We start from the raw sequence: 21,577 nt of genomic DNA, 5'->3' as shown, positions 1-21,577 counted from the left end.
TTGAACAAAAAACAAATGCTACTCGGATCCTTTCTATGCTTACTCGCCGTAACTGCCTGGGGATTTATGTTTCCTGTAATGGCAAATGCCCTGCAATTTATCGATCCGTTCTTCTTCACAACGATTCGCTATGGATCAGCAGCTATTATTTTTCTTATTTTGCTATTAATTACTGAAGGGAAGACTTCACTCCACTTAGAAAAAAGAACACTTTCTCTGTTCTTTTACGGGACAGTCGGTTTCGCAGGATATGGTTTTCTCGTTTTCTACGGACAACAACTTGCCGGGCCTTCTGGAGCAATCCATGCAGCGATGATTCAGTCTCTCATGCCACTAATTGCCTTATCATTACAATGGATAACAAAAAACAAGCGCCCACAAAACTACACATTCCTTTGTATGTTCGTTGCATTACTCGGTGTTATGCTTGTCATTTCAAAAGGAAATATTCACTTATTATTTGGAGCTGCAAGCCACTTATCGACAAATATATTGATGCTATGCGGCGTTACTTGCTGGGTCATTTATACAAACGGGGGTGCTCGTTTTCAATCTTGGTCACCACTTCGATATACGACATTAACTTGTTTATTTGGCTCCATTTCACTCATCGTTATTGTTACTTTCTTAACGTATACAAATATAGTTACTATGCCGTCACTGCGTACAGTTGTGAGCGTTCGTTTTGAGCTCTTTTATATGTCGATTATCGCAGGAGTTATCGCTGTATTTTGCTGGAATATGGGAAATCGCTATATTTCATCTATTAACGGCATATTATTTATGAATTTAGTTCCTATCCTTGCCCTGATCGGTTCTATCTTTCGAGGTTATACAGTCGATAAAATTGAAATCGCTGGAGCTGCATTAACAATTATCGCTCTATTATGTAACAATTTATGGCAAAGAAAAGTAAACATAAAAATCCCCACCTCAGTTCGTTAGGTGGGGATTCTTCACATATGAACAGCTCTTGGCCATTCATGGTACATATTTGCTTTACATAATGCTTGTTCCATCCATTGCTCAATCTCTTTCGTATACATTTCTATGAAAAATGTCTCAGACGGGAAAGAATGCAGTACTTCTGATATATATTGTGGATATAAAAACGGCATATTTATCATACCTTTTAATTGCGTCATAAACATTGTAAATGATACTTTCTGAAATTCTTGTTTCATTTGTCCTTGTCTAATAATTTGCTCTATATAATATCTTTCTTTAGAAAAATAAACGGTCATTACTTCACGAATTAATGTCGTATCAAGCGAAAGCTCTCGGTAGAAGAAACGTGTTAGTTCTCTATTTTCAAATTGATATCGTAACATCCCACGCACCATTTGCACCATCACATCTTTAGCCGACAAATACTCTCTCTGTTCAAACGAAATTTCAATCACATGAATATACCCTTCTAAAAAATCAGTAATAAGCTGTTCTAATAAACCTTGCTTCCCAGCAAAATAATATGAAATATTCGCTACATTCACATCCGCTCGCTTTGCAATGTCTCGCACCGACGTTCCATCATAACCTTTCGTATTAAACAACGATATTGCCGCATCAATTACTTTTTGTTTCGTCTGCTTCATGCGCTCACTTCCTCTCAATGAACAGCTATAGTTTAAATTTCTTGACTTTTAAGACAAATTCCTTTAATTTTCTATCGACAAAGTCATGTGAAATACATCGTATTTTGCTAATATTTTACACATCTCGATAAAAAAGGAGCTGTTTCCATGTTTACTAAAGAAAGTTATGCAGGATCTCGTGTGCAGCAATATGAGACAGTAATTAAACAACTGGATGCGTTATTAACTGGCGAATCAAACGTAGTCGCAAACTTATCAAATGCGTCCGCATTATTAAACCAATTTTTAGATCGCGTTAATTGGGTTGGCTTTTACGTAACAGAAGGAAATCAGCTTGTCCTTGGACCGTTCCAAGGAATGCCTGCTTGCGTACGCATTCCATTTGGACGAGGCGTTTGCGGCGTAGCAGCTGAAACGAAAACAACGCAGCTTGTAGCGGACGTTCACCAATTCCCAGGTCACATCGCTTGCGATAGTGCTTCTAATTCAGAAATCGTTGTACCGATTGTGAAAGAAGGAGCTGTCATTGGTGTACTTGACATTGATAGTCCTGAAAAGAATCGTTTTGATGAAGTAGATCAGTGCTATTTAGAAAAGTTTGTGGAAACACTCCTAAAACATATGTAAAAAGAAAAGAGCGAGTTATCGATTTAGTACGTCCTGTACAAAACCGATAGCTCACTCTTTTTTTATTGATTAACAGTAGATATTTTCTTTAATGCTTGCTCTAAATCAGAAACGATATCCTCCCAAGATTCTAAACCAACCGATAAGCGTATTAAATTATCGAAAATGCCCATTTCTTTTCTTAGTTCAGCTGGAATCGCAGCGTGCGTCATCGTTGCTGGATGCTGAATTAACGTTTCTGTATCTCCTAAACTCACCGCAATTGTAATAAAGTGGAGGTCATTAATAAATGCTTGCGTCTCTTCTTTTCCGCCTTTTACTGAAAAAGAAATAACACCGCCCCCGCGCTTCATTTGACGAGATGCTAATTCCCCTTCTGGATACCAAACACCTTCTACCGCATCATGTTTTCTTAAGAACGATACAATTTTTTCTGCATTATCACAATGACGATCCATTCTTACCGCTAACGTCTTTAACCCGCGTAATAATAACCACGCATCAAACGGCGCCATAATGCCGCCGATATCTTTTCGCATCGGGCGAATCTTTTCAGCTAACGCTTTCGTTTTACAAATTGTTACACCCGCTACAACGTCACCATGGCCACCAATATATTTTGTCGCACTATGCACAACAGCGTCACAGCCAAGCTCAAGCGGTCTTTGTAAATAAGGTGAACAAAACGTATTATCAACAATGACAAGTAAACCATTTTGCTTCGCAACCTGAATAACTTGTTTTAAATCGATTAATTTCATTGTCGGATTAATCGGTGTTTCAACGAAAATAAGCTTTGTATTTGGACGAATTTTATTTTCAATATCAATCTCTGTCTCCATCTCACAAAACGAATGCGTAATCATAAATTTTTCTTCTAACACTTCTAAAAAACCGTACGTACACCCATATAATCCATTTGAACAAATAATATGATCTCCAGCCTTTAAAAAACCGATTAAAGTTGCTGAAATAGCTGCCATACCAGATCCGAAGGCAAGTGCTTCTTCTCCTCCTTCTAACACCGCCATACGTTCTTCAAATAATTTCACAGTCGGATTTCCAAGCCTTGAGTAAATATAAGATGGATCCACTCCCGCAAAACTCGCCTCTCCTTGCTGCGCAGTCTCAAATGTAAACGTAGAGGTTTGAAATAAAGGTGGTGTTAAACTTCCTTTATGTTCCTCAGGTGTATAACCGTGATGAATTAACGCTGTCTCCATATGCTTCTTTTTCATAAAAACATCCCCTTTATGTTTTTATTACCGCATATTCACCAGTAAAAAACTGATGAACGTTTTTACTACATTTTATGTAAGCGTTTTATTTGTGTTTCTATCTCTTCTTTTATATTGTTTTAAATTCCTTCTTATATTAATTTCCAAAATTTATATGCATAAAACAAAAACGTACTCGCTTGACGAAACTCTGGGTAAAAGATATAATAGCGTTTGTGTAAAATAAAAAGGCAGCCTTGTAATGTGAGTTTATCGTTTGTATTTTGTTCCTCTACGGAGGTGTATCTCGTAACTCCCTGCTGCTGGAGCGAAGGTACATGAAAACAAAATGCCCGTAAATATCGATTACGTCTGTTTTTATTTTACGTAAATAAAAACATTTTTAAAGGAGGAGTCAACTATGGCTCGTTATACAGGTCCAGCTTGGAAACTGTCTCGTCGTCTTGGAATCTCTCTAAGCGGCACAGGAAAAGAATTAGAAAAACGCCCTTACGCACCAGGTCCTCACGGTCCTAACCAACGTAAGAAACTTTCAGAATACGGTTTACAATTACAAGAGAAACAAAAACTTCGTCACATGTACGGCATGACTGAGCGTCAATTCCGTCGCACATTTGACCAAGCAGGTAAAATGCCTGGTAAGCACGGCGAAAACTTCATGATCCTTCTTGAAGCTCGTCTTGACAACTTAGTTTACCGTATGGGCTTAGCTCGCACTCGTCGTGCAGCTCGCCAATTAGTAAACCACGGTCACATCATGGTTGATGGCGCTCGCGTAGATATCCCATCTTACCGTGTAAAACCTGGTCAAACTATCAGCGTTCGCGAAAAATCTAACAGCCTTGTTGTTGTTAAAGAAGCGATCGAAGTTAACAACTTCGTACCAGAATACTTAACTTTCGATGCTGACAAATTAGAAGCTACTTACACTCGTCACGCTGAGCGTGCTGAGTTACCAGCTGAAATCAACGAAGCATTAATCGTAGAGTTCTACTCTCGTTAATGACAAAAAGCCAATCCTGTGGATTGGCTTTTTTCGTTTATATATAAAATAAAATTATTTATTTTCCTCTTTTTGAACATATACATAAGCATCTTTCTGCTCTTTATGTACATCCACCTTCGAATTCTCTGCAAGCTGACCCGCATTTAGCAAAGAAAAAATAATGAGCGCTTCTAGTGACATTTTATTTTACCACTCCTTTCTATTTGTTATACATTTATCATACCGCTTACATGTGATTTCCGTATGAACTCGAAAAGGAGATTACAACAAAATGGTTACAAGCATATGAATGCACGCTATAATAACCATAAAATAGGAGGTGGATTCTTTTTGACAATAAACCAAATGGTTCAACTCGGAAGTTCATTTATGTTGTTTATTACTTCAGCACTGATGAGTTGGTATCAGGGGAGTAATTTAATAGATAATCCTGATGAATGGAAATATAGCGCTAAGTTTACGAATTACTTCAAAGGCACCGTTTCAAATTACCAAGATATTTATCAAATTGATTTCTTTATATATGCAGCAAAATTTTATCCAACAGCATTTATCGTTATGCTAGTTAGTTTACTTTATATGCTCATATTAATTCTTTATATTCTATTTTCAAAAAAAGATCTGGCGATTTAAATCCATACATAAAAAACCCCGAATCATAAACTTTTCAGCCTATAATTCGGGGTATTATTTGTTTATATTCGTTTCTAATTAGTAACGAATTAAGAAATATTTCTTCTTACCGCGGCGAATGATTGTGAATTTACCTTCGATGCGGTCGTTTTCTGTTACAACGTAGTCTAATGCTTGTGTACGCTCACCGTTTACGTAGATTGCGCCGTTCGTTACATCTTCACGTGCTTGACGTTTTGATGGAGAGATTTTGCTTTCTACAAGTAAGTCGATTAATACTGTATCTTCTGCAGTACGTTCTACAGATGGTACGTCTTTGAATCCTTGCTCGATTTCGCTTGCAGTTAGTTCTGCTACAGAACCGCTAAATAATGCAGCTGAAATTTTAATCGCTTGCTCTAATGCTTCTTCGCCGTGAACAAGTTTTGTCATTTCAGAACCTAATGCTTTTTGTGCTGCACGTTTTTCTGGTGCTTCAGCTACTTGCTTTTCAAGCTCAAGAATTTCTTCATGAGATAAGAATGTGAAGTATTTTAAGTATTTAACAACGTCGCGGTCATCTGTGTTGATCCAGAATTGGTAGAACTCGTAAGGAGTTGTTTTCTCTGGGTCTAACCAAATTGCGCCGCCTTCTGTTTTACCAAACTTCGTACCGTCTGATTTTGTAACAAGTGGAATTGTTAAACCGAATGCTTTCGCATCTTCTTCTGATTTACGGATTAATTCAAGACCAGCTGTAATGTTACCCCATTGGTCACTACCACCGATTTGTAGGCGACAATTATGGTGTTGGTATAAGTTTAAGAAGTCGTATGATTGTAAAATCATGTAACTGAACTCAGTGAATGAAATACCAGTTTCTAAACGAGATGCTACTGTATCTTTTGCTAACATATAGTTTAAACCGAAGTTTTTACCGATATCGCGTAAGAATGAAATTACATCTAAGTTACCAAGCCAGTCATAGTTGTTAGCCATTGTTGCTGGGTTGTCCACGTTTTCGAACTCTAAGAAGTTTGAAAGTTGGTTTTTAATGCTTTCTGTGTAGTAAGCAACTGTATCTTTCGTATTTAATGTACGCTCTGCTTTTTTACCACTTGGGTCACCGATCATACCAGTACCACCACCAACAAGTGCGATTGGTTGGTGACCAGCTAATTGGAAACGACGTAACATTAATACTGGTAACATATGACCGATGTGTAAGCTATCTGCTGTCGGATCGAAACCACAGTATAATTTAACGCTTTCTTTTTCTAATAATTGCTCAAGGCCCTCAGCATCTGTTTGCTGATTAATTAGACCGCGAAATTCAAGATCTTGTAAAATACCCATATCCTACATACTCTCCTTTAAGTTCATTACTGGCGTGAAGGTTGAAAACATAAAAAAATCGCCCCTTCAAATAAGGGACGATTTTGATTATCGCGTTACCACCCTAGTTGCAGGCCAAAAAGCCTACCACCTTATTTACATAACGGCTTAGCACCGTCTTTTCCCTTTTGAATACAATTCAATCGAAAAAAGATGCTCTAGGGGCGTAATTCGCGATCATCTATGTGCTGATTTTCACCGACCATCAGCTCTCTAAAACAGGGAAATGATCACTACTTCTCCCTTTCCACGCTCAATTATTCATATACTTTTCTTTATACCATCATTTATATAGGCGTGTCAAATAGAGGTGGAATTTCTCTTCTTTCCAATCCTTTACAACGCCATAAAGAGTATCGTAATAAGAGAAAGAATTGGAACCCCAACTAACAACGATACATGAAACACAACCGATAAATCATTTCCAATGGTCGCCTCCACAGGATCTTTCGCCGGGGAACCAAGAAACCCGATTAATCGATCGAATCGACTTACCGTTTTTGGAAAGTCTGGTATTTCTACATGATCACTATCTAAATGTTGCTTTAACTTATATTCACTCTTAAAGGGATTTTCGCTCAATTTCATCCACCTCCAGCAATTGTTTCAATTTCTTTATTCCATTATGAAGTCTCGATTTCACTGTTCCAATCGGAATGTTTAATATTTCTGCAATTTCTTTTTGCTGCATATCATGATAATAAGAAAGGATTAGGACCGCTCTTTGCTCTTCTGGAACTTTCAAAATTGCTTCTCTTACTGTGAGCCGATCTTCGTGAGAAAATTCTTTTTCCGGAATCGGCACTAAAAATGGCAAAAGCGTACGCCACTTTTTTCTCCTATTCAATTTATTAATCATAAGACGATAACCAATTTGAAATAAATACGTTTTTATTTTACCTTTTTCAATTTCATACATATGTTTCTTACGCTCTAGCGTCAAAAACGTATCTTGCACAAGATCGATACTTAATTGTTCATCTCGGTTAAATCGATATAAAAATGTGTATAGCGCTGGTTTGATTAAAATATATAGTCTTTCTCCCGCTTGTTTATCTCCACTTTGATAAGCAAGCATGAGCTCCTCCTCAATCCCAATCTGCGCCATGATTTTTGATCTCCTTTATTCCTTTTAACGTTAATGAAATACGGGAAATTAAATATGCAATCGCAATAAAAATCCACAATTGTGATTGATTTGTAAAAAATTGCACATATGGGTTTTGAATCGTAAATCCCATTGCAACTAAAATATTTAACGCTTGCACACATATGCATGCATACAACGCAAGGCAGACAGAAATAGTATCAAATACATTCCAGCGAAAATACACTTTTGTTTTTGTAAAATCAATTTTATATCCATTTTTCCGTACTATATGTTTTCTATCAAATGGAATAATTATTGAAAACAGAACACCCATTATAGCTCCAGCTGTAAGCATTGATACTCTATATCCAATTGGTATCGGTAAGAAAAGACCACAAGAAAATACAACTATAATTCCAATTAAAGCAAAAGCAAGAAGTAATTTATTAGACATAAAAAAGCCTCCCTCATCTATTCTTTCACAAATGTATACAGACGAGGAAGACACTTCGTTCAAATATTATTTTAATTTTTTTATAATCTTTGCGGGATTCCCGCCAACTACTACATTATTAGGTACATCTCTCGTTACGACAGCACCAGATGCGATTACCGCATTGTCTCCAATTGTTACACCTGGATTAATAATTGCTCTTCCGCCAATCCATACGTTATCGCCAATTGTAACTGGTTTTCCGTATTCTGATCCGCTTATGCGCTCTACTGGATCAAGCGGGTGTGTTGCTGTATAAATGTGAACACCTGGAGCTAACATACAGTTCACTCCGATTGTTACCGGGCATACGTCTAAAATCGTACAGTCAAAGTTCGCGTAAAAATTTTCGCCAACGTGAATGTTATAACCGTAATCACATCTAAAAGAAGATTCAAGATGAATATTATCTCCTGTCGTTCCAAATAATTCTTTTACGATTTCGCTACGCTCTTTCAATTGCTCTTCTGGCGTATCATTTAATTTTCTCGTTAATATACGTGCTTGCTCTCTTTCTTGTACTAAAACTGGATCAGTCGGTATGTACATTTCTCCTAGTATCATCTTTTCTTTTTCTGTTTTCATCATACTCCCCCTTTAACTTATATATATAAGTTAATAATAACATAAAAAAAGGCCTGAACATTTTTCGTTCAGACCTTCCTCTCTTAATCTTCCATCGTTGATAAGTCACCTGTTGGTAAGTTTAACTCCCACGCTTTTAATACGCGGCGCATAATTTTACCACTTCTCGTTTTCGGTAATTTATCTCTAAATTCAATTTGCCTTGGCGCTGCATGAGCTGCTAGGCCTTTCTTTACAAATTGACGAATTTCTTCTTTTAATTCATCAGATGGTTCGTATCCTGCTCGAAGTGCGATAAATGCTTTAATAATTTCGCCGCGCACTGGATCAGGAATACCAATTACACCTGCTTCTGCAACAGCAGCATGCTCGATTAATTTACTTTCTACTTCAAACGGACCAACGCGCTCACCTGACGTCATAATTACATCGTCAATACGTCCTTGGAACCAGAAGTATCCATCTTCATCCATATAGGCAGAGTCACCTGATACGTACCAATCTCCCGGCATGAAATAAGATTCATACTTTTGCTGGTTATTCCAGATCCCGCGCATCATAGATGGCCAACCTTTCGCAATTGCTAAGTTACCCATTGTGTATGGAGGAACTTCATTTCCTTCATTATCAACAATCGCTGCTTTCACACCTGGAATTGGTTTACCCATTGAGCCTGGGCGAATTTCCATACAAGGGTAGTTACAAATAACTTGTCCACCTGTTTCTGTCATCCACCACGTATCATGAATACGAAGTCCAAATGCATTCATACCCCAGCGAATTACTTCTGGATTTAACGGCTCACCAACGCTTAATACGTGACGAACTTGTGATAAGTCGTATTTTTTAATTGCGTCTTGTCCAGCTCCCATTAACATACGGAACGCTGTTGGTGCGCTGTACCAAACCGTCACACCGTAATCTTGCAGTGCTTCATACCAAGCTTCTGGACTAAAGCGTCCACCTAAAATAACATTTGACGCTCCAACTAACCACGGTGCGAAAATACCGTAAGCAGTTCCCGTTACCCAGCCCGGGTCAGCTGTGCACCAATATACGTCATCTTCTTTTAAATCTAATACCCATTTCGCCGTTTGATAGTGCTGAACCATTGCATTTTGCGCATGAAGCACACCCTTTGGCTTACCAGTAGAACCAGACGTATAGTGAAGAATTAAACCATCTTCACGGCCTAACCATTCAATATGTAATTCTTTTGAAGCTTGTTCAAATAAAGGATTGAACGCTACCGTTTTACCGCCTTCTTCTACATTATCTCCAACAAGGAAAACTGTTTTTAAAGCAGGTAAATCATTTAATGGTACACGCTCTAATAACTCAGGCGTTGTAATTAACACCTTCGCTTCACTATCTTCTAAACGATCGCGAACCGCACCTTCCATAAATGCTTCAAATAACGGTCCAACAATTGCTCCTAATTTCACTGCACCTAAAAGTGCGAAATATAACTCTGGAGAACGTGGCATAAAAATAAAAACGCGATCGCCTTTTTCTACATCGCCATAATTTTTCAGGACATTCCCTGCTTTATTAGAAAAATCCTTCATTTCCTTAAATGTATATTTCTCTTTTCGCGATCCATCTTGATAATAAAGAGCTACTTTATTCTTTCGATCGGATTTCGCATGCTTATCAATTGCCTCATACGCCATATTTACTCGGCCTGTTTCATTCCAAGTAAAGTTTTTATTAACCTCTTCCCAGTTAAAATTCGCGTATGCCTCATCATAATTCGGCAAATTATTTTCTCCTTTAATGACAGGAAGCGTTTCTACTTTCATACTTTACATCCCCCTCCTATGTATTCTATTATCTATTATAATGATATTATTTAAAATTTTCAGTATATTTGTTGATTTTTAGACAAATTTTTAATGACAAAATTCGATTCACATCGCATATATTATAAAGTACGATATTAATAGATTCACAAACCCTCAAGGTGGTGAGCAATACATTGATTCATAAAAAAATATACAATGCTAGAAACTTAAAAACAGCGAAAGGCACTTTAATTATTGAAGGTCCTGTCTCTACACATAATCTTGAAATGTATGAATTTCATCCAGATTTAGTTGCATTTCGTCCTGCTGAACAGCAATATAAAGCAATTGTCGAAATTTCTAAATTACCAGAAGCTCGACTCATTATTGCTAGACATGACCAAATGATTGTTGGATATGTTACATATTTATATCCTGATCCACTTGAACGATGGTCAGAAGGAAAAATGGAAAACTTAATTGAGCTTGGGGCAATAGAAGTAGTCCCAGCCTTCCGCGGGAGTTCTGTCGGAAAGAACTTACTAGAGGTTTCTATGATGGACGATTATATGGAAGATTACATTATATTGACGACTGAATATTATTGGCACTGGGATTTGAAACAAACAGGATTGAATGTGTGGGAATACCGAAAAGTAATGGAAAAGATGATGAATGCCGGCGGGTTACAATGGATGGCTACAGACGATCCTGAAATTTGTTCACATCCCGCCAACTGTTTAATGGTCCGCATCGGTAAACGCGTTGATACGGATTCTATTCAAGCTTTTGATCGTCTACGTTTTCACAATCGTTTTATGTATTAATAAAGGGGGCAACTGGAATGATTGTAGAAGAAATTATGAATCAAAATGTAGTTACACTACATCCAAACGATACAATCGAAACAGCAATCCGAACGATTCGCACGAAAGGCATTCGGCACATTCCAATTGTCGATCAAAATAATCACGTCGTAGGCATTATTTCTGATCGGGATGTAAGAGATGCAAGTCCGTCTATTCTAGATGAACAAGTTTCACTCGATATGCTACAGCAACCGCTTGAACTTATTATGAAACATCCTGTAATGACTTGTCACCCTCTCGATTTCGTTGAGGAAATTGCTACTTTATTTTTTGAAAATAAAATTGGCTGCCTTCCTGTTACAAAGGCCGGGAAGTTAGTTGGAATCATTTCTGAATCTACAGTATTACACACGTTAGTAAAATTAACAGGAGCACATCAACCGAGTTCGCAAATTGAAATTCAAGTAAAAAACGAACCTGGTATTCTTGGAAAAGTCGTTGCTATTTTTAGTGATTTACAAATAAATATCGTGAGCGTTCTCGTCTATCCAGCAAAAGACGAGAATGATAAAGTACTCGTTTTCCGCATTCAAACGATGAATCCTCTAAAAGTGATTGATGCACTTGAAGCAGAAGGCTACCGCGTATTATGGCCAAACATCATGGGGATGCAAGCATGAGTAGCGCGTTTATTTATTCGGATGACTTTCGGGGCTATTCATTTAGCCCTGATCATCCTTTTAACCAACTGCGCGTCACACTTACGTATGATTTATTACAAAAGGGCGGTTTCATCTCTCCCTCTCAAATCATCTCACCACGGATGGCTACAGATGAAGAGATTGCCTACGTTCATACAGAGGAGTACATAAATGCGGTAAAACGTGCTGGAGAAGGAAATTTAGAAAAATCAATTGCGATGACATATGGACTTGGAACAGAAGATACACCGATGTTTCCAAATATGCACGAAGCAAGCGCATTGCTCGTTGGTGGTACATTAACAGCTGTCGATGCTGTTCTTTCCGGAAAAGTAAAACACGCGCTTAACTTAGGAGGCGGCTTACATCATGGCTTCCGTGGTAAAGCATCTGGCTTTTGTATTTATAACGACAGTTCTATCGCAATGAAGTATATTCAGAAGAAATACGGTTTACGCGTCCTATATATTGATACAGACGCTCATCACGGTGATGGTGTACAGTGGTCATTTTATGATGACCCTAACGTATGCACCATTTCATTACATGAAACTGGTCGCTATTTATTCCCTGGAACTGGCGCTGTAAACGAACGCGGACAAGGTAATGGTTATAGTTATTCTTTTAACGTTCCACTCGATGCTTTTACAGAAGATGAATCGTTCTTAGAATCATATCGAACTGTTGTAAAAGAAGTTGCAGCATACTTTAAACCGGATATTATTTTAACGCAAAATGGTGCTGATGCACATTACTACGACCCACTTACACACCTTTGTGCGACAATGAATATTTACCGCGAAATACCGAAACTCGCTCGTGAAATTGCTAATGAATATTGCGAAGGTCGCTGGATCGCTGTCGGCGGTGGCGGCTATGACCATTGGCGTGTCGTACCAAGAGCATGGGCGCTCATTTGGCTCGAAATGAACAACATCCAAAACATCTCAGGTTATCTCCCTCCAGAATGGATTGAAGCTTGGAAAGGACAAGCAGAAACAGAACTTCCCCTCACATGGGAAGATCCAGACAACATGTATAAACCTATCCCCCGTAAACCAGAAATTGAAGAAAAAAATGCATTAACTGTAGCGAAATCCCTTGAAATTATTCGGAATAATATGACAAAATCTTTGTACTAAACGAAAAGGAGGCTCGTTTTTGAATAGCCTCCTTTTATTTATTGTCGGTTTCTGTCGGTAAGTCGATATATTTTAATAATCGCTGATATATTTTCATTTCATAACAGCCTGGCCCAACTTTTATGAGAAAAGGTAGTGATATTATGTGGAAACGACAAATGATCCACACGAAACGTGGTACATTTGAACTCTTTACAAAAGGAGATGGCGAATCGCTTTGTATTACACATCACTATTCACAATTTAATGAAACTGGTGATTACTTTGCAGATGTTTTTACTGCTACGCATCGTGTATTTCTCATTAATTTACGAGATACTGGTCGCTCTGTAACCGCCCAGTCAGAAAACGAATTAAGCATGGTTGAAACAATCCACGACTTAGAAGCAATACGAGAAGCATTACAACTTCCAACATGGCATTTCGCTGGTCATTCAACAGGTGGTATGCTTGGACTTTTATATGCGATTACATATCCAAATCCCTTACAATCATTAGTCGTAGCAGGAGCTGCAGCAAGTAACTATACCGAAACACCATTTTGCATTTATCATCCCGAACATTCACACTTTCATTATATGCAAGAGCTCATCGAAAACTTAAAAATCCCTCACCTTACAAGTGAAGAACGGAAAGAACTATCTACTAAGAGAACAAAATTATCATTGTATAAACCAGAAAACTACAACTCTTATTTTTGTAAACCAATCAAAAAAACAATGTCCGTTAGCCGGATGAACGCTTTCGCCAATGAATATCCTTCATTTGATTTAAGAGAGTATTTACCTTCCATCCAAACAAAGACACTTATTATATGCGGAAGATATGATGTACAGTGCCCAATTCAGTATTCTATCGAGATGCATGATGGGATACGTAATTCTATCTTCATTCCATTTGAAAACAGCAACCATTATCCTTTTTTAGAAGAGGCTACTCAGTTTACTTCTACTACTCAAACATTTTATAAATCATTGCAACAAGGAACTCTAAAATAGTATGTTAAGGTCGCAAACTAATTTTCCAACAAAAAGCTCACAGCCTCTATAAGACTATGAGCTTTTTTCAAAAGAAATATTTCACACTAAAAACAACTAAAAAAATACAAGAAATAACAACTAAACCCACATCAAGTAATACCGACTTTTTATCTCTATCTTTTAAACTTACCTTAGAGCTAGAAATGCTTTTAATTACCCAAAAGATCGCAAAAAAGAACCAACCAAAATGATCATTCGTAGAATCTTCATCATAAAACATTTGTATTGCACCAATAATCAATAAGATAAGTACGATATTAGTTCCAATCTTTAAAGCCTTGTTTGATTTATTATCTTTTAATATATCCCCCAACATATAGCACGCTCCTCATGCTCTCCTCTGTTTTGTTTCTCTTTACATTTTAACATAAATTACCTATTCCTTCCTTTTCATTCGAATAACATACAAAAAACCTGCCAATTACTCGGCAGGTTCCCTACACATTAAAACGATAACCAGCTCCCCATACTGTTTCAATATATTGCGGGTGGGCAGGATCTCTTTCAATTTTTTCACGTAGCTTTCTAATGTGGACGACAACAGTGGCTAAATCACCAGCGGAATCTAATCCCCAAATGCGTTCAAATAACTGTTCTTTATTTAATACTTGGTTTGGATGTGTTACAAAGAATGTTAATAAATCAAATTCCTTCGTTGTAAATGCCACTTCTTCATTGTTTATAAAAACTTTCCTCGCTCGTTGATCGATAGAAATTCCGTGAATATATAACGTATCACGTTGCTTACTTACATTTCCTGATAATCTTTCATAACGGGCAATATGTGCTTTTACTCTTGCAACTAATTCGCTTGGACTAAACGGTTTCGTTATATAATCATCCGCTCCTAATCCGAGTCCGCGAATTTTATCTATATCTTCTTTTTTTGCTGAAACAAGTAGAATCGGAATATCTTTTACAGCACGTATTTGTTTACAAATTTCGAATCCGTTCATTTTCGGGAGCATAATATCTAAAATAATTAAATCATAGTCTTCTTGCAGGGCTATTTGTAAACCTATTTCTCCTGAATGCTCTACATCAACTTGGAAATCATTAATTTCTAAATAATCTCGCTGTAATTCTGCAATACTTACTTCATCTTCTATTAATAAAATTCTTTTCAATTTACTCACCACATTCCTCTACTTTTTCCAATGAAAAGAAAATGCTTGTGCCTTTACCAAGCTCGCTTTCCGCCCAAATTTCCCCGCCATGTTCTTCAACAATTTGCTTCGCTATTGCTAAACCAAGTCCACTTCCACCTGTGCTAGAATTTCGCGATTGTTCTGCACGATAAAAACGTTCAAAGATATACGGTAGCGTATCAGATTCTATACCTGATCCATTGTCCATCACTTTCACAATAACTTTATTGTTATCACTCGATACTGTTACAGTAATTTTCTTCTCTTCTTTATCCATGTACTTCACACTATTATGAATTAAATTTGATATAACTCTATTTATCTTTTCGCAATCAGCCGTTACATATAATGGCGATGAATGTAATTGTAAGTTAACTTCTATACCTTCTTCACTTAAATCCATCTGCATCTCTTCTATTAATTCTTGCATAAACGTATTTAATTCAACTGTCTCAAATTGGAATGGAACTCGATTCAAATCGAGCTTTGAAAACAAAAAGAGTTCATCAATGAGTGTGTCCATATGTTTTGCCTTCGTGTGAATTGTCGTTAAATACTTATCCATTTTTTCTGGCGTATTTGCTACCCCGTCCTTTATTCCCTCTACATATCCGATAATAGATGTAATCGGTGTTTTTAAATCATGCGATATGTTTGAAATAAGTTCTTTTCGATTTTCTTCATACTGCGTTTGTACTTCAATCGATTCTTTTAACTTCTTCCTCATTTCCTCAAATCCTTGATTTAATTGACCTATTTCATCGTGCGATGTAACTGGCATTTGAAAATCTAAATTTCCTTCTTTAATTTTCTCTGTTGCGCCTTTCAATACAAAAATTGGTTTTATTACACTTCTTGAAACGAGATAACTTAATAACCCAATAAGTAAAATAGCTAATAGTAAAAGCGATACGAATAAGATTGGAAATAATTTTTGTGTAAGATCTACAAATGAACTTTGCTTTTTTAGTACAAATATACTCCCTTCTTCTTTCTGTGCAAAATAAAAATCAAATTTTACATATCGATAAAATGTATCACCTAGTTCCGTTGTACCACGACTATTAATATTTGCTGCTTCAAATTTCGGAAGGGCTTCTGTTAAAGTCGAACTTTCAAAACCCTTTGTAGCATAAGAAATGTTTTCTCCCTTTCTTACAATTATTTTCACGCCTTCTTTTTCAATTGATGAAACGAACGATTCATCTAATAATTGAGATTGATGTTGCTTTGCCGCTAATTTTAATTCAAGATAGGCATTCTCTTCTTCTGGTGTAAGCGGCTTTTGAATGTAAGAACTTTTATAGAAATTTTTCACTGCTTCCAAGTCACCTGTTATCGAAAAAACAATTAAAAATCCCGCGACTAATATGAGCGTAATAGAAACGAGAATTACAGCAATATAAGAAAATAAAAACCTTGTTTTAATAGACATCATTTACATCCTCACTTTACCCATCCTTCATATTCATAAGCATAAAAATATATGTTCAAATACTCAAGCGATTTTATAGTAATTTTAGCGTCAGTTTATAAAAATTTAATGTTCCTATTTTACAGTTGAAATTAGGAGGTTGAAATTCCATGTTCAAAAAAACATTCAGTATGATATGTTGCGTAATTTTTTTACAAGGATGCTCGCAAGAACAAGAAGTAAAAAAGGAGATGACAAACATGGAGACTGCACTACTAGCAGCTACTGAAAAAAATGAAACGAATACTGTTATATCTTTACTAAAACAAGGCGCAAATATAAATGCGACGGATAATCAAGGACGCACTCCGCTTATGATTGCTACATACAAAAATGATGTAAAAACCGCAAAAGCGCTTATCGAATCTGGTGCTGATGTAAATATCCAAGATGACATGAAAAACAATCCCTTTCTATACGCCGGTGCGGAAGGTTACTTAGACATTTTAAAGCTAACAATTGATGCTGGTGCAGATCCTACGATTACAAATCGTTACGGTGGAACAGCTCTTATCCCAGCCTCAGAACATGGCTATATTGAAGTTATAAAAGAACTCCTCACTCGAACAAATATTGATGTAAATCATGTAAATAACCTCGGATGGACAGCTTTAATGGAAGCCATCGTACTAAATAACGGAAACGAAACACAGCAACAAGTCATTCGCCTTCTTATTGAGCACGGTGCAGATGTAAATATTCCAGACCATGATGGTGTTACCCCGTTAGAGCATGCTCGCGCTCATCACTTTGAAGAGATAGAGAAGATTTTGTTAGAAGGACGTAAGTAAAAAGCTAATTTTTGCCTTCCTCCCCCACCCTATGCTACATTTAAGCCGTTACATTAATATTAATAGGGTGGGAATAAAAATGAACAAACCTAAAATTGGGATGATTGGACTTGGAAGTATTGCGCAAAAGGCCTATCTTCCAACACTTACAAAAGAAACTGATTGGAATTTTGTAGGGGCGTTTACACCTAACGCAGAAAAAAGAAAACAAGTTTGCCAGCAATACCGGATTCAAGACTTTCATTCTATTGAAATGTTAGCTTCGGAATGCGATGCAATCTTCGTGCATAGTTCAACTGCATCACATTATGAAATCGTTTCTGAACTTCTGAAAAAAGGGATCGACGTTTATGTTGATAAGCCGCTAGCAGCTACAGTGGAACAAGCTGAGCAACTAGTCGAGTTGAGCGAGAAATATAACCGAAAATTAATGGTCGGATTTAATCGCAGATTCGTTCCTATGTATGTCGCTGCCAAAGAACAGGCTAATGATATTTCATGGATTCGAATTGAAAAGCATCGCACAAATAAAGTCGGGCCATATACGTACGATTTCACTATGTTAGATGATTATTTACACATTGTAGATACAGCTCGCTGGTTAGCTAATAATGACCTTAACGTCGTTCACAATATGATGCAAATCAATGAAAAGAATGAACTTCTTTACGGACATCATACATATACAACTCCAAGTGGACTGTTACTTTCTACTGCAATGCATCGCCATGCCGGTACAAATTTAGAACAAATTGAACTTGTAACGCCAGGGAAAATCATTCGCGTAAAAAATATGAACACATTTGAAATTGAACAGGAAAACTCAGTTTCACAAAGCGGTTCCCCATCATGGGATACAACGTTAAAACAACGTGGTTTTGAAGATGCTGTTCATCATTTTATTGAATGTGTACAAGGAGATACAAAGCCTGTTGTAGATGGATTAGAAGGATTAAAAACGCAGCAAATGCTACAATCTTTACTAGATGATGTAAACAAAAATTAAAACGGATACATTTTTCAGAATTTACTTTCATTCCCATTTCCTCTTTATTTCTCTCGTAAATTTCTATAGAATATGTTGATAGGAATTATAAATTTCATAATGAATCGTGGAAAGGATGGGATTAACACATGTGGAACGAGTTTAAAAAATTCGCATTCAAAGGTAATGTAATCGATTTAGCTGTCGGGGTTGTAATCGGTGCTGCATTCGGTAAAATCGTTAGTTCTTTAGTAAAAGATATCATCACACCATTACTTGGTATGGTATTAGGTGGCGTTGACTTTACAGATTTAAAAATTACATTCGGTAAATCATCTATTATGTATGGTAACTTCATCCAAACTATTTTTGATTTCTTAATTATTGCAGCTGCTATCTTTATGTTTGTTAAAGTTTTCAACAAACTAACATCTAAAAGAGAAGAAGAAAAAGAGGAAGAACTTCCAGAACCAACAAAAGAAGAAGAACTTCTTGGCGAAATTCGCGACTTACTAAAACAGCAAAACTCTTCTAAAGATAGAGCATAATTGAACGGATAAAAAGGCATGTCCCTCGGGACATGCCTTTTCTATATGTTATAACGTCTCCGAATTCATATGAATAAATAAAATAATACCAGCAACCATAAGTACCATAATGCTACCTGCAAATAGTGTAATACCAATAAACATTAAACTTGTGCTCATATCTACTGATACACTTTCAATAAAAATAGAAATTACATACGTGATAAGGGCAATTCCTGCAAGAATACTTCCTGGAACAAATCGCTTTAAGCCATTTTGTTTTAACGTCATATATGCAAAAATAGCAGTCATACAAAGCGTAATTATCCAAAGAACGATCATCTCTTCTCCCCCCTCACAAGCCTTTTCTTTCTATTATACATGACATTGCCCTATAATAGGTAAATTTGCACTTATGTGACATATAACAAGGAATCATACAATTTATAGAGAAATCTTCTAAATAAGCTATAAACTATGGAGAATTTCAATTGGAAGATGATATTGTAGGATATTTTAAACAAGTAGAGCGATTCGATTAAATTACAATTGACTTAGACAAAGATGAAACCATTATTACTGGCCATGTGAAACAATATGATCCTTCTAGATTAGAACAGTTAATACAAAGTTTTAAAACGCACTGCCCAAACATGCCTTGAACATAATTTACGAAGCGCTGAAGAACTTTTTGCATTTTGGAAAAGAAATTGACCACTAGGAAAATATGGATATTTTTCATATAAATCGATATAATTACCATATACAAATATTCTTTGTAAGGGAGTGTTCATAATGATTTGGATTTCACTAATCGTATTAGCTTATTTCATCATTCTCGTCCCAATACAGTACAACTACATTAAAATGCTCAAAGAAAAACAGAAAAAAATGAATGTCTCACAAAACGAACTATATGACAACATGTCTTATGAAGAATCCCAAGTGCATTACCATTATCAAAGTAACGTATTTACAATACCTGCTTCGCTTGTCGCAAGTATTATTTATAAAGTGAAACATGCAGCATAATGTGTACGCTGTAAAATTATTGTTTGAGTCTGTTCATGCTGGTGAGCCTGATCCTACGAAAATTGATGAGCATTATGAAGAGAATCACGATACACTTTTTGAAGAAAGTATTATTCTTGTTAAAGCAAACAGTTTAGAAGAAGCTCATGAACTAGGTGAAAATATAGCTATACAATCGGAGCACACATACGATAATATGTATGATGAGCAAATCACATGGACGTTCCGAAAAGTGTTACATGTGTTTGAATTAGACGATACGCCATTTGAAACTGGAAAAGAATTGTACGCAAGATTTTTACACGTTAAGAAAAATGAAACTGTAGATACAGTAATTGAAAAATATTATCCTGAATATGAATAAAAGCTCACAGCAATCGCTGTGAGCTTTTTTATACTTACTTCGTTGAATCTCTAAATTGGATACGGTGAGGTAAGATAACAGTGTGATCTTCCACTTTTTCTTTGTTCATATACTTTGTTAATAGACGCATTGCTACTGCACCGATATCATACATCGGTTGTACAACTGTTGAAAGTTGCGGACGAACCATTAATGCAAGGCGTGTATTATCGAAACCAAGTACTTCTACGTCAGTTGGTACGTTTAATCCAGCGTCTTGTGCTGCGTGGATTACACCTAGTGCCATTTCATCAGACGATACGAAGATTGCTGTTGGCTTTTCATCATTGCTCCAAAGCTTTTCGAATGCTTCGATACCTGAGTCATATGTGTAATCTCCATCGATTACAAGATTTTCATCATATGAAATACCTTCTTCTTCTAAAGCTTTTTTATAACCTTGTAACTTCTTCGCGCTTCCCGCTTTATCAATGAATGGACCAGAGACGAAACCGATACGCTTATGTCCTTGCTCAATAAAGTGCTTCATTGCATCGTAAGCTGCTTGTGTATAATCAATATTTACTGATGGCGTTTCATTTTGCTCATCGAATGACGCTGCTAATACAATTGGTACTGGAGATTTTTTAAATTCTTCAATGTGAATGTCTGTAATATCTTCACCCATGAAAACAATTCCGTCCACTTGCTTTCCAAGCATCGTATTTAATAAATGGAACTCTTTCTCTTTGTTTTGGTCAGAGTTACTTAAAATGATGTTATATTTGTACATTGTTGCGATATCTTCAATTCCACGTGCAAGTTCTGCATAAAACGTATTTGAGATATCAGGAATAATAACACCTACTGTAGTTGTCTTCTTACTTGCTAGTCCACGTGCTACCGCATTTGGGCGGTACCCTAAACGATCAATTGCTTCTAATACTTTCTTTCTTGTTGTAGGCTTTACATTTGGGTTACCGTTCACAACGCGTGATACGGTAGCCATTGAAACGTTCGCTTCGCGCGCTACATCATAGATTGTTACGTTCATCTCATCGCACACTCCTTCTATTTTTGTTATCTATTTTTATGTATCGGTTACTTGAATGAAAAAAAGACATCAACTCTATTTGCAGATGCCACCAATCGTCCCGAGT

Annotated in this window: 27 protein-coding genes and 1 other annotated feature; of the genes, 13 read left to right on the top strand and 14 right to left on the bottom strand. The window is 36.6% G+C overall.

What is annotated here, in order from left to right:
• Window positions 1–945, top strand: a complete 945-nt coding sequence (locus tag MRP26_RS22635) for a DMT family transporter (protein ID WP_071731410.1) — start codon at window positions 1–3, stop codon at window positions 943–945.
• 11 nt (window positions 946–956) lie between these two features.
• Here the strand turns inward: MRP26_RS22635 and refZ are convergent, their stop codons facing one another.
• A complete protein-coding gene (gene refZ, locus MRP26_RS22630) occupies window positions 957–1,595 on the bottom strand; it encodes a forespore capture DNA-binding protein RefZ (protein WP_000814914.1) in 639 nt (212 codons plus the stop codon).
• 147 nt (window positions 1,596–1,742) lie between these two features.
• Between refZ and MRP26_RS22625 the strand changes: the two genes are divergently transcribed.
• The gene (locus tag MRP26_RS22625; protein WP_000494338.1) at window positions 1,743–2,222 is read left to right on the top strand and encodes a GAF domain-containing protein; all 480 of its coding nucleotides are present in this window, start codon (window positions 1,743–1,745) and stop codon (window positions 2,220–2,222) included.
• A 62-nt stretch (window positions 2,223–2,284) separates the two neighbouring features.
• Here MRP26_RS22625 and megL read toward each other — a convergent pair whose 3' ends face one another.
• Complete coding sequence (gene megL, locus MRP26_RS22620) at window positions 2,285–3,460, bottom strand: methionine gamma-lyase (RefSeq protein ID WP_061660076.1); 1,176 nt, start codon at window positions 3,458–3,460, stop codon at window positions 2,285–2,287.
• 400 nt (window positions 3,461–3,860) lie between these two features.
• Here megL and rpsD point away from each other — a divergent pair, with 400 nt between their 5' ends.
• A complete protein-coding gene (gene rpsD / locus MRP26_RS22615) occupies window positions 3,861–4,463 on the top strand; it encodes a 30S ribosomal protein S4 (protein WP_000135315.1) in 603 nt (200 codons plus the stop codon).
• A gap of 54 nt (window positions 4,464–4,517) precedes the next feature.
• On the opposite strand, the gene MRP26_RS22610 is transcribed toward rpsD, so the two are convergent.
• Window positions 4,518–4,646, bottom strand: a complete 129-nt coding sequence (locus MRP26_RS22610) for a hypothetical protein (protein ID WP_000050944.1) — start codon at window positions 4,644–4,646, stop codon at window positions 4,518–4,520.
• Between the two features lie 105 nt (window positions 4,647–4,751).
• Between MRP26_RS22610 and MRP26_RS22605 the strand changes: the two genes are divergently transcribed.
• Window positions 4,752–5,099, top strand: a complete 348-nt coding sequence (locus tag MRP26_RS22605) for a YjdJ family protein (protein WP_141544798.1) — start codon at window positions 4,752–4,754, stop codon at window positions 5,097–5,099.
• A 78-nt stretch (window positions 5,100–5,177) separates the two neighbouring features.
• On the opposite strand, the gene tyrS is transcribed toward MRP26_RS22605, so the two are convergent.
• From tyrS to acsA, 6 genes are all read right to left on the bottom strand, one after another.
• On the bottom strand, window positions 5,178–6,434 hold the full coding sequence (tyrS, locus tag MRP26_RS22600) for a tyrosine--tRNA ligase (RefSeq protein WP_000512081.1): 1,257 nt from the start codon (window positions 6,432–6,434) through the stop codon (window positions 5,178–5,180).
• Between the two features lie 70 nt (window positions 6,435–6,504).
• Window positions 6,505–6,732: a binding site (T-box leader), on the bottom strand.
• 77 nt (window positions 6,733–6,809) lie between these two features.
• Window positions 6,810–7,055 carry a hypothetical protein gene (locus tag MRP26_RS22595; RefSeq protein WP_001293782.1) on the bottom strand — a complete coding sequence of 82 codons (246 nt, stop codon included), beginning with the start codon at window positions 7,053–7,055 and terminating at the stop codon, window positions 6,810–6,812.
• Complete coding sequence (locus MRP26_RS22590) at window positions 7,036–7,581, bottom strand: RNA polymerase sigma factor (RefSeq protein ID WP_000057198.1); 546 nt, start codon at window positions 7,579–7,581, stop codon at window positions 7,036–7,038. The genes MRP26_RS22595 and MRP26_RS22590 overlap by 20 nt, the downstream gene beginning before the upstream one ends.
• A complete protein-coding gene (locus MRP26_RS22585) occupies window positions 7,562–8,017 on the bottom strand; it encodes a hypothetical protein (RefSeq protein WP_000066427.1) in 456 nt (151 codons plus the stop codon). Before MRP26_RS22585 ends, MRP26_RS22590 begins: the two co-directional genes overlap by 20 nt.
• Window positions 8,018–8,083: 66 nt before the next feature.
• The gene (locus tag MRP26_RS22580) at window positions 8,084–8,644 is read right to left on the bottom strand and encodes a maltose acetyltransferase domain-containing protein (protein ID WP_276576177.1); all 561 of its coding nucleotides are present in this window, start codon (window positions 8,642–8,644) and stop codon (window positions 8,084–8,086) included.
• An 80-nt stretch (window positions 8,645–8,724) separates the two neighbouring features.
• Complete coding sequence (gene acsA, locus MRP26_RS22575; protein ID WP_000862049.1) at window positions 8,725–10,443, bottom strand: acetate--CoA ligase; 1,719 nt, start codon at window positions 10,441–10,443, stop codon at window positions 8,725–8,727.
• Window positions 10,444–10,619: 176 nt separating this feature from the next.
• On the opposite strand from acsA, the gene acuA reads away from it, so the two are divergent.
• The 4 genes from acuA to MRP26_RS22555 all read left to right on the top strand — a co-directional run bounded on the left by acuA (window position 10,620) and on the right by MRP26_RS22555 (window position 14,075).
• Window positions 10,620–11,252, top strand: a complete 633-nt coding sequence (acuA, locus tag MRP26_RS22570) for an acetoin utilization protein acetyltransferase AcuA (RefSeq protein ID WP_000581393.1) — start codon at window positions 10,620–10,622, stop codon at window positions 11,250–11,252.
• 17 nt (window positions 11,253–11,269) lie between these two features.
• Complete coding sequence (locus MRP26_RS22565) at window positions 11,270–11,914, top strand: acetoin utilization AcuB family protein (RefSeq protein WP_000634583.1); 645 nt, start codon at window positions 11,270–11,272, stop codon at window positions 11,912–11,914.
• Complete coding sequence (gene acuC, locus MRP26_RS22560; RefSeq protein ID WP_078400677.1) at window positions 11,911–13,077, top strand: acetoin utilization protein AcuC; 1,167 nt, start codon at window positions 11,911–11,913, stop codon at window positions 13,075–13,077. The genes MRP26_RS22565 and acuC overlap by 4 nt, the downstream gene beginning before the upstream one ends.
• A 122-nt stretch (window positions 13,078–13,199) precedes the next feature.
• Window positions 13,200–14,075: an alpha/beta fold hydrolase gene (locus tag MRP26_RS22555; protein ID WP_197242831.1), complete on the top strand. Its 876-nt coding sequence runs from the start codon at window positions 13,200–13,202 to the stop codon at window positions 14,073–14,075.
• Window positions 14,076–14,142: 67 nt separating this feature from the next.
• On the opposite strand, the gene MRP26_RS22550 is transcribed toward MRP26_RS22555, so the two are convergent.
• The 3 genes from MRP26_RS22550 to MRP26_RS22540 all read right to left on the bottom strand — a co-directional run bounded on the left by MRP26_RS22550 (window position 14,143) and on the right by MRP26_RS22540 (window position 16,700).
• Complete coding sequence (locus tag MRP26_RS22550) at window positions 14,143–14,433, bottom strand: hypothetical protein (RefSeq protein ID WP_000900160.1); 291 nt, start codon at window positions 14,431–14,433, stop codon at window positions 14,143–14,145.
• Between the two features lie 121 nt (window positions 14,434–14,554).
• On the bottom strand, window positions 14,555–15,244 hold the full coding sequence (locus tag MRP26_RS22545; protein WP_078400720.1) for a response regulator transcription factor: 690 nt from the start codon (window positions 15,242–15,244) through the stop codon (window positions 14,555–14,557).
• A gap of 1 nt (window position 15,245) precedes the next feature.
• Window positions 15,246–16,700: a HAMP domain-containing sensor histidine kinase gene (locus tag MRP26_RS22540; RefSeq protein WP_242806980.1), complete on the bottom strand. Its 1,455-nt coding sequence runs from the start codon at window positions 16,698–16,700 to the stop codon at window positions 15,246–15,248.
• A 149-nt stretch (window positions 16,701–16,849) separates the two neighbouring features.
• On the opposite strand from MRP26_RS22540, the gene MRP26_RS22535 reads away from it, so the two are divergent.
• From MRP26_RS22535 to mscL, 3 genes are all read left to right on the top strand, one after another.
• On the top strand, window positions 16,850–17,530 hold the full coding sequence (locus MRP26_RS22535) for an ankyrin repeat domain-containing protein (protein WP_053563542.1): 681 nt from the start codon (window positions 16,850–16,852) through the stop codon (window positions 17,528–17,530).
• 79 nt (window positions 17,531–17,609) lie between these two features.
• Entirely contained in the window at window positions 17,610–18,536 is a 927-nt protein-coding gene (locus MRP26_RS22530) for a Gfo/Idh/MocA family protein (RefSeq protein WP_078400679.1), read from the top strand.
• Between the two features lie 128 nt (window positions 18,537–18,664).
• Entirely contained in the window at window positions 18,665–19,063 is a 399-nt protein-coding gene (gene mscL / locus MRP26_RS22525) for a large-conductance mechanosensitive channel protein MscL (protein ID WP_000267003.1), read from the top strand.
• Window positions 19,064–19,111: 48 nt separating this feature from the next.
• On the opposite strand, the gene MRP26_RS22520 is transcribed toward mscL, so the two are convergent.
• On the bottom strand, window positions 19,112–19,384 hold the full coding sequence (locus MRP26_RS22520) for a DUF3917 domain-containing protein (RefSeq protein ID WP_000636589.1): 273 nt from the start codon (window positions 19,382–19,384) through the stop codon (window positions 19,112–19,114).
• Window positions 19,385–19,837: 453 nt separating this feature from the next.
• Between MRP26_RS22520 and MRP26_RS22515 the strand changes: the two genes are divergently transcribed.
• The gene (locus tag MRP26_RS22515) at window positions 19,838–20,074 is read left to right on the top strand and encodes a DUF3949 domain-containing protein (RefSeq protein WP_000637899.1); all 237 of its coding nucleotides are present in this window, start codon (window positions 19,838–19,840) and stop codon (window positions 20,072–20,074) included.
• A 1-nt stretch (window position 20,075) separates the two neighbouring features.
• Window positions 20,076–20,438, top strand: coding sequence for a DUF4288 domain-containing protein (locus MRP26_RS22510; protein WP_003271799.1), 363 nt, complete (start codon window positions 20,076–20,078; stop codon window positions 20,436–20,438).
• Window positions 20,439–20,472: 34 nt separating this feature from the next.
• Here MRP26_RS22510 and ccpA read toward each other — a convergent pair whose 3' ends face one another.
• Window positions 20,473–21,471, bottom strand: coding sequence for a catabolite control protein A (ccpA, locus tag MRP26_RS22505; RefSeq protein WP_001103303.1), 999 nt, complete (start codon window positions 21,469–21,471; stop codon window positions 20,473–20,475).
• Window positions 21,472–21,577 lie beyond the last annotated feature (106 nt).

Origin of the sequence: Bacillus sp. CCB-MMP212 (genome assembly GCF_022748145.1) — a bacterium.
In the GTDB taxonomy this organism is placed as follows: Bacteria; Bacillota; Bacilli; order Bacillales; family Bacillaceae_G; genus Bacillus_A; species Bacillus_A cereus.
The sequence above is the reverse complement of the archived record's forward strand: the minus strand, read 5'-3'. Positions and strand labels throughout refer to the sequence as shown.

Coding starts and splice junctions, on each gene's coding strand:
- refZ (WP_000814914.1), bottom strand. CDS start 1,595: ATGAAGCAGACGAAACAAAAAGTAATTGATGCGGCAATATCGTTGTTT.
- MRP26_RS22625 (WP_000494338.1), top strand. CDS start 1,743: ATGTTTACTAAAGAAAGTTATGCAGGATCTCGTGTGCAGCAATATGAG.
- megL (WP_061660076.1), bottom strand. CDS start 3,460: ATGAAAAAGAAGCATATGGAGACAGCGTTAATTCATCACGGTTATACA.
- rpsD (WP_000135315.1), top strand. CDS start 3,861: ATGGCTCGTTATACAGGTCCAGCTTGGAAACTGTCTCGTCGTCTTGGA.
- MRP26_RS22610 (WP_000050944.1), bottom strand. CDS start 4,646: ATGTCACTAGAAGCGCTCATTATTTTTTCTTTGCTAAATGCGGGTCAG.
- MRP26_RS22605 (WP_141544798.1), top strand. CDS start 4,752: ATGAATGCACGCTATAATAACCATAAAATAGGAGGTGGATTCTTTTTG.
- tyrS (WP_000512081.1), bottom strand. CDS start 6,434: ATGGGTATTTTACAAGATCTTGAATTTCGCGGTCTAATTAATCAGCAA.
- MRP26_RS22590 (WP_000057198.1), bottom strand. CDS start 7,581: ATGGCGCAGATTGGGATTGAGGAGGAGCTCATGCTTGCTTATCAAAGT.
- MRP26_RS22585 (WP_000066427.1), bottom strand. CDS start 8,017: ATGTCTAATAAATTACTTCTTGCTTTTGCTTTAATTGGAATTATAGTT.
- MRP26_RS22580 (WP_276576177.1), bottom strand. CDS start 8,644: ATGATGAAAACAGAAAAAGAAAAGATGATACTAGGAGAAATGTACATA.
- acsA (WP_000862049.1), bottom strand. CDS start 10,443: ATGAAAGTAGAAACGCTTCCTGTCATTAAAGGAGAAAATAATTTGCCG.
- MRP26_RS22565 (WP_000634583.1), top strand. CDS start 11,270: ATGATTGTAGAAGAAATTATGAATCAAAATGTAGTTACACTACATCCA.
- acuC (WP_078400677.1), top strand. CDS start 11,911: ATGAGTAGCGCGTTTATTTATTCGGATGACTTTCGGGGCTATTCATTT.
- MRP26_RS22555 (WP_197242831.1), top strand. CDS start 13,200: ATGAGAAAAGGTAGTGATATTATGTGGAAACGACAAATGATCCACACG.
- MRP26_RS22550 (WP_000900160.1), bottom strand. CDS start 14,433: ATGTTGGGGGATATATTAAAAGATAATAAATCAAACAAGGCTTTAAAG.
- MRP26_RS22540 (WP_242806980.1), bottom strand. CDS start 16,700: ATGTCTATTAAAACAAGGTTTTTATTTTCTTATATTGCTGTAATTCTC.
- MRP26_RS22535 (WP_053563542.1), top strand. CDS start 16,850: ATGTTCAAAAAAACATTCAGTATGATATGTTGCGTAATTTTTTTACAA.
- MRP26_RS22530 (WP_078400679.1), top strand. CDS start 17,610: ATGAACAAACCTAAAATTGGGATGATTGGACTTGGAAGTATTGCGCAA.
- mscL (WP_000267003.1), top strand. CDS start 18,665: ATGTGGAACGAGTTTAAAAAATTCGCATTCAAAGGTAATGTAATCGAT.
- MRP26_RS22520 (WP_000636589.1), bottom strand. CDS start 19,384: ATGATCGTTCTTTGGATAATTACGCTTTGTATGACTGCTATTTTTGCA.
- MRP26_RS22515 (WP_000637899.1), top strand. CDS start 19,838: ATGATTTGGATTTCACTAATCGTATTAGCTTATTTCATCATTCTCGTC.
- ccpA (WP_001103303.1), bottom strand. CDS start 21,471: ATGAACGTAACAATCTATGATGTAGCGCGCGAAGCGAACGTTTCAATG.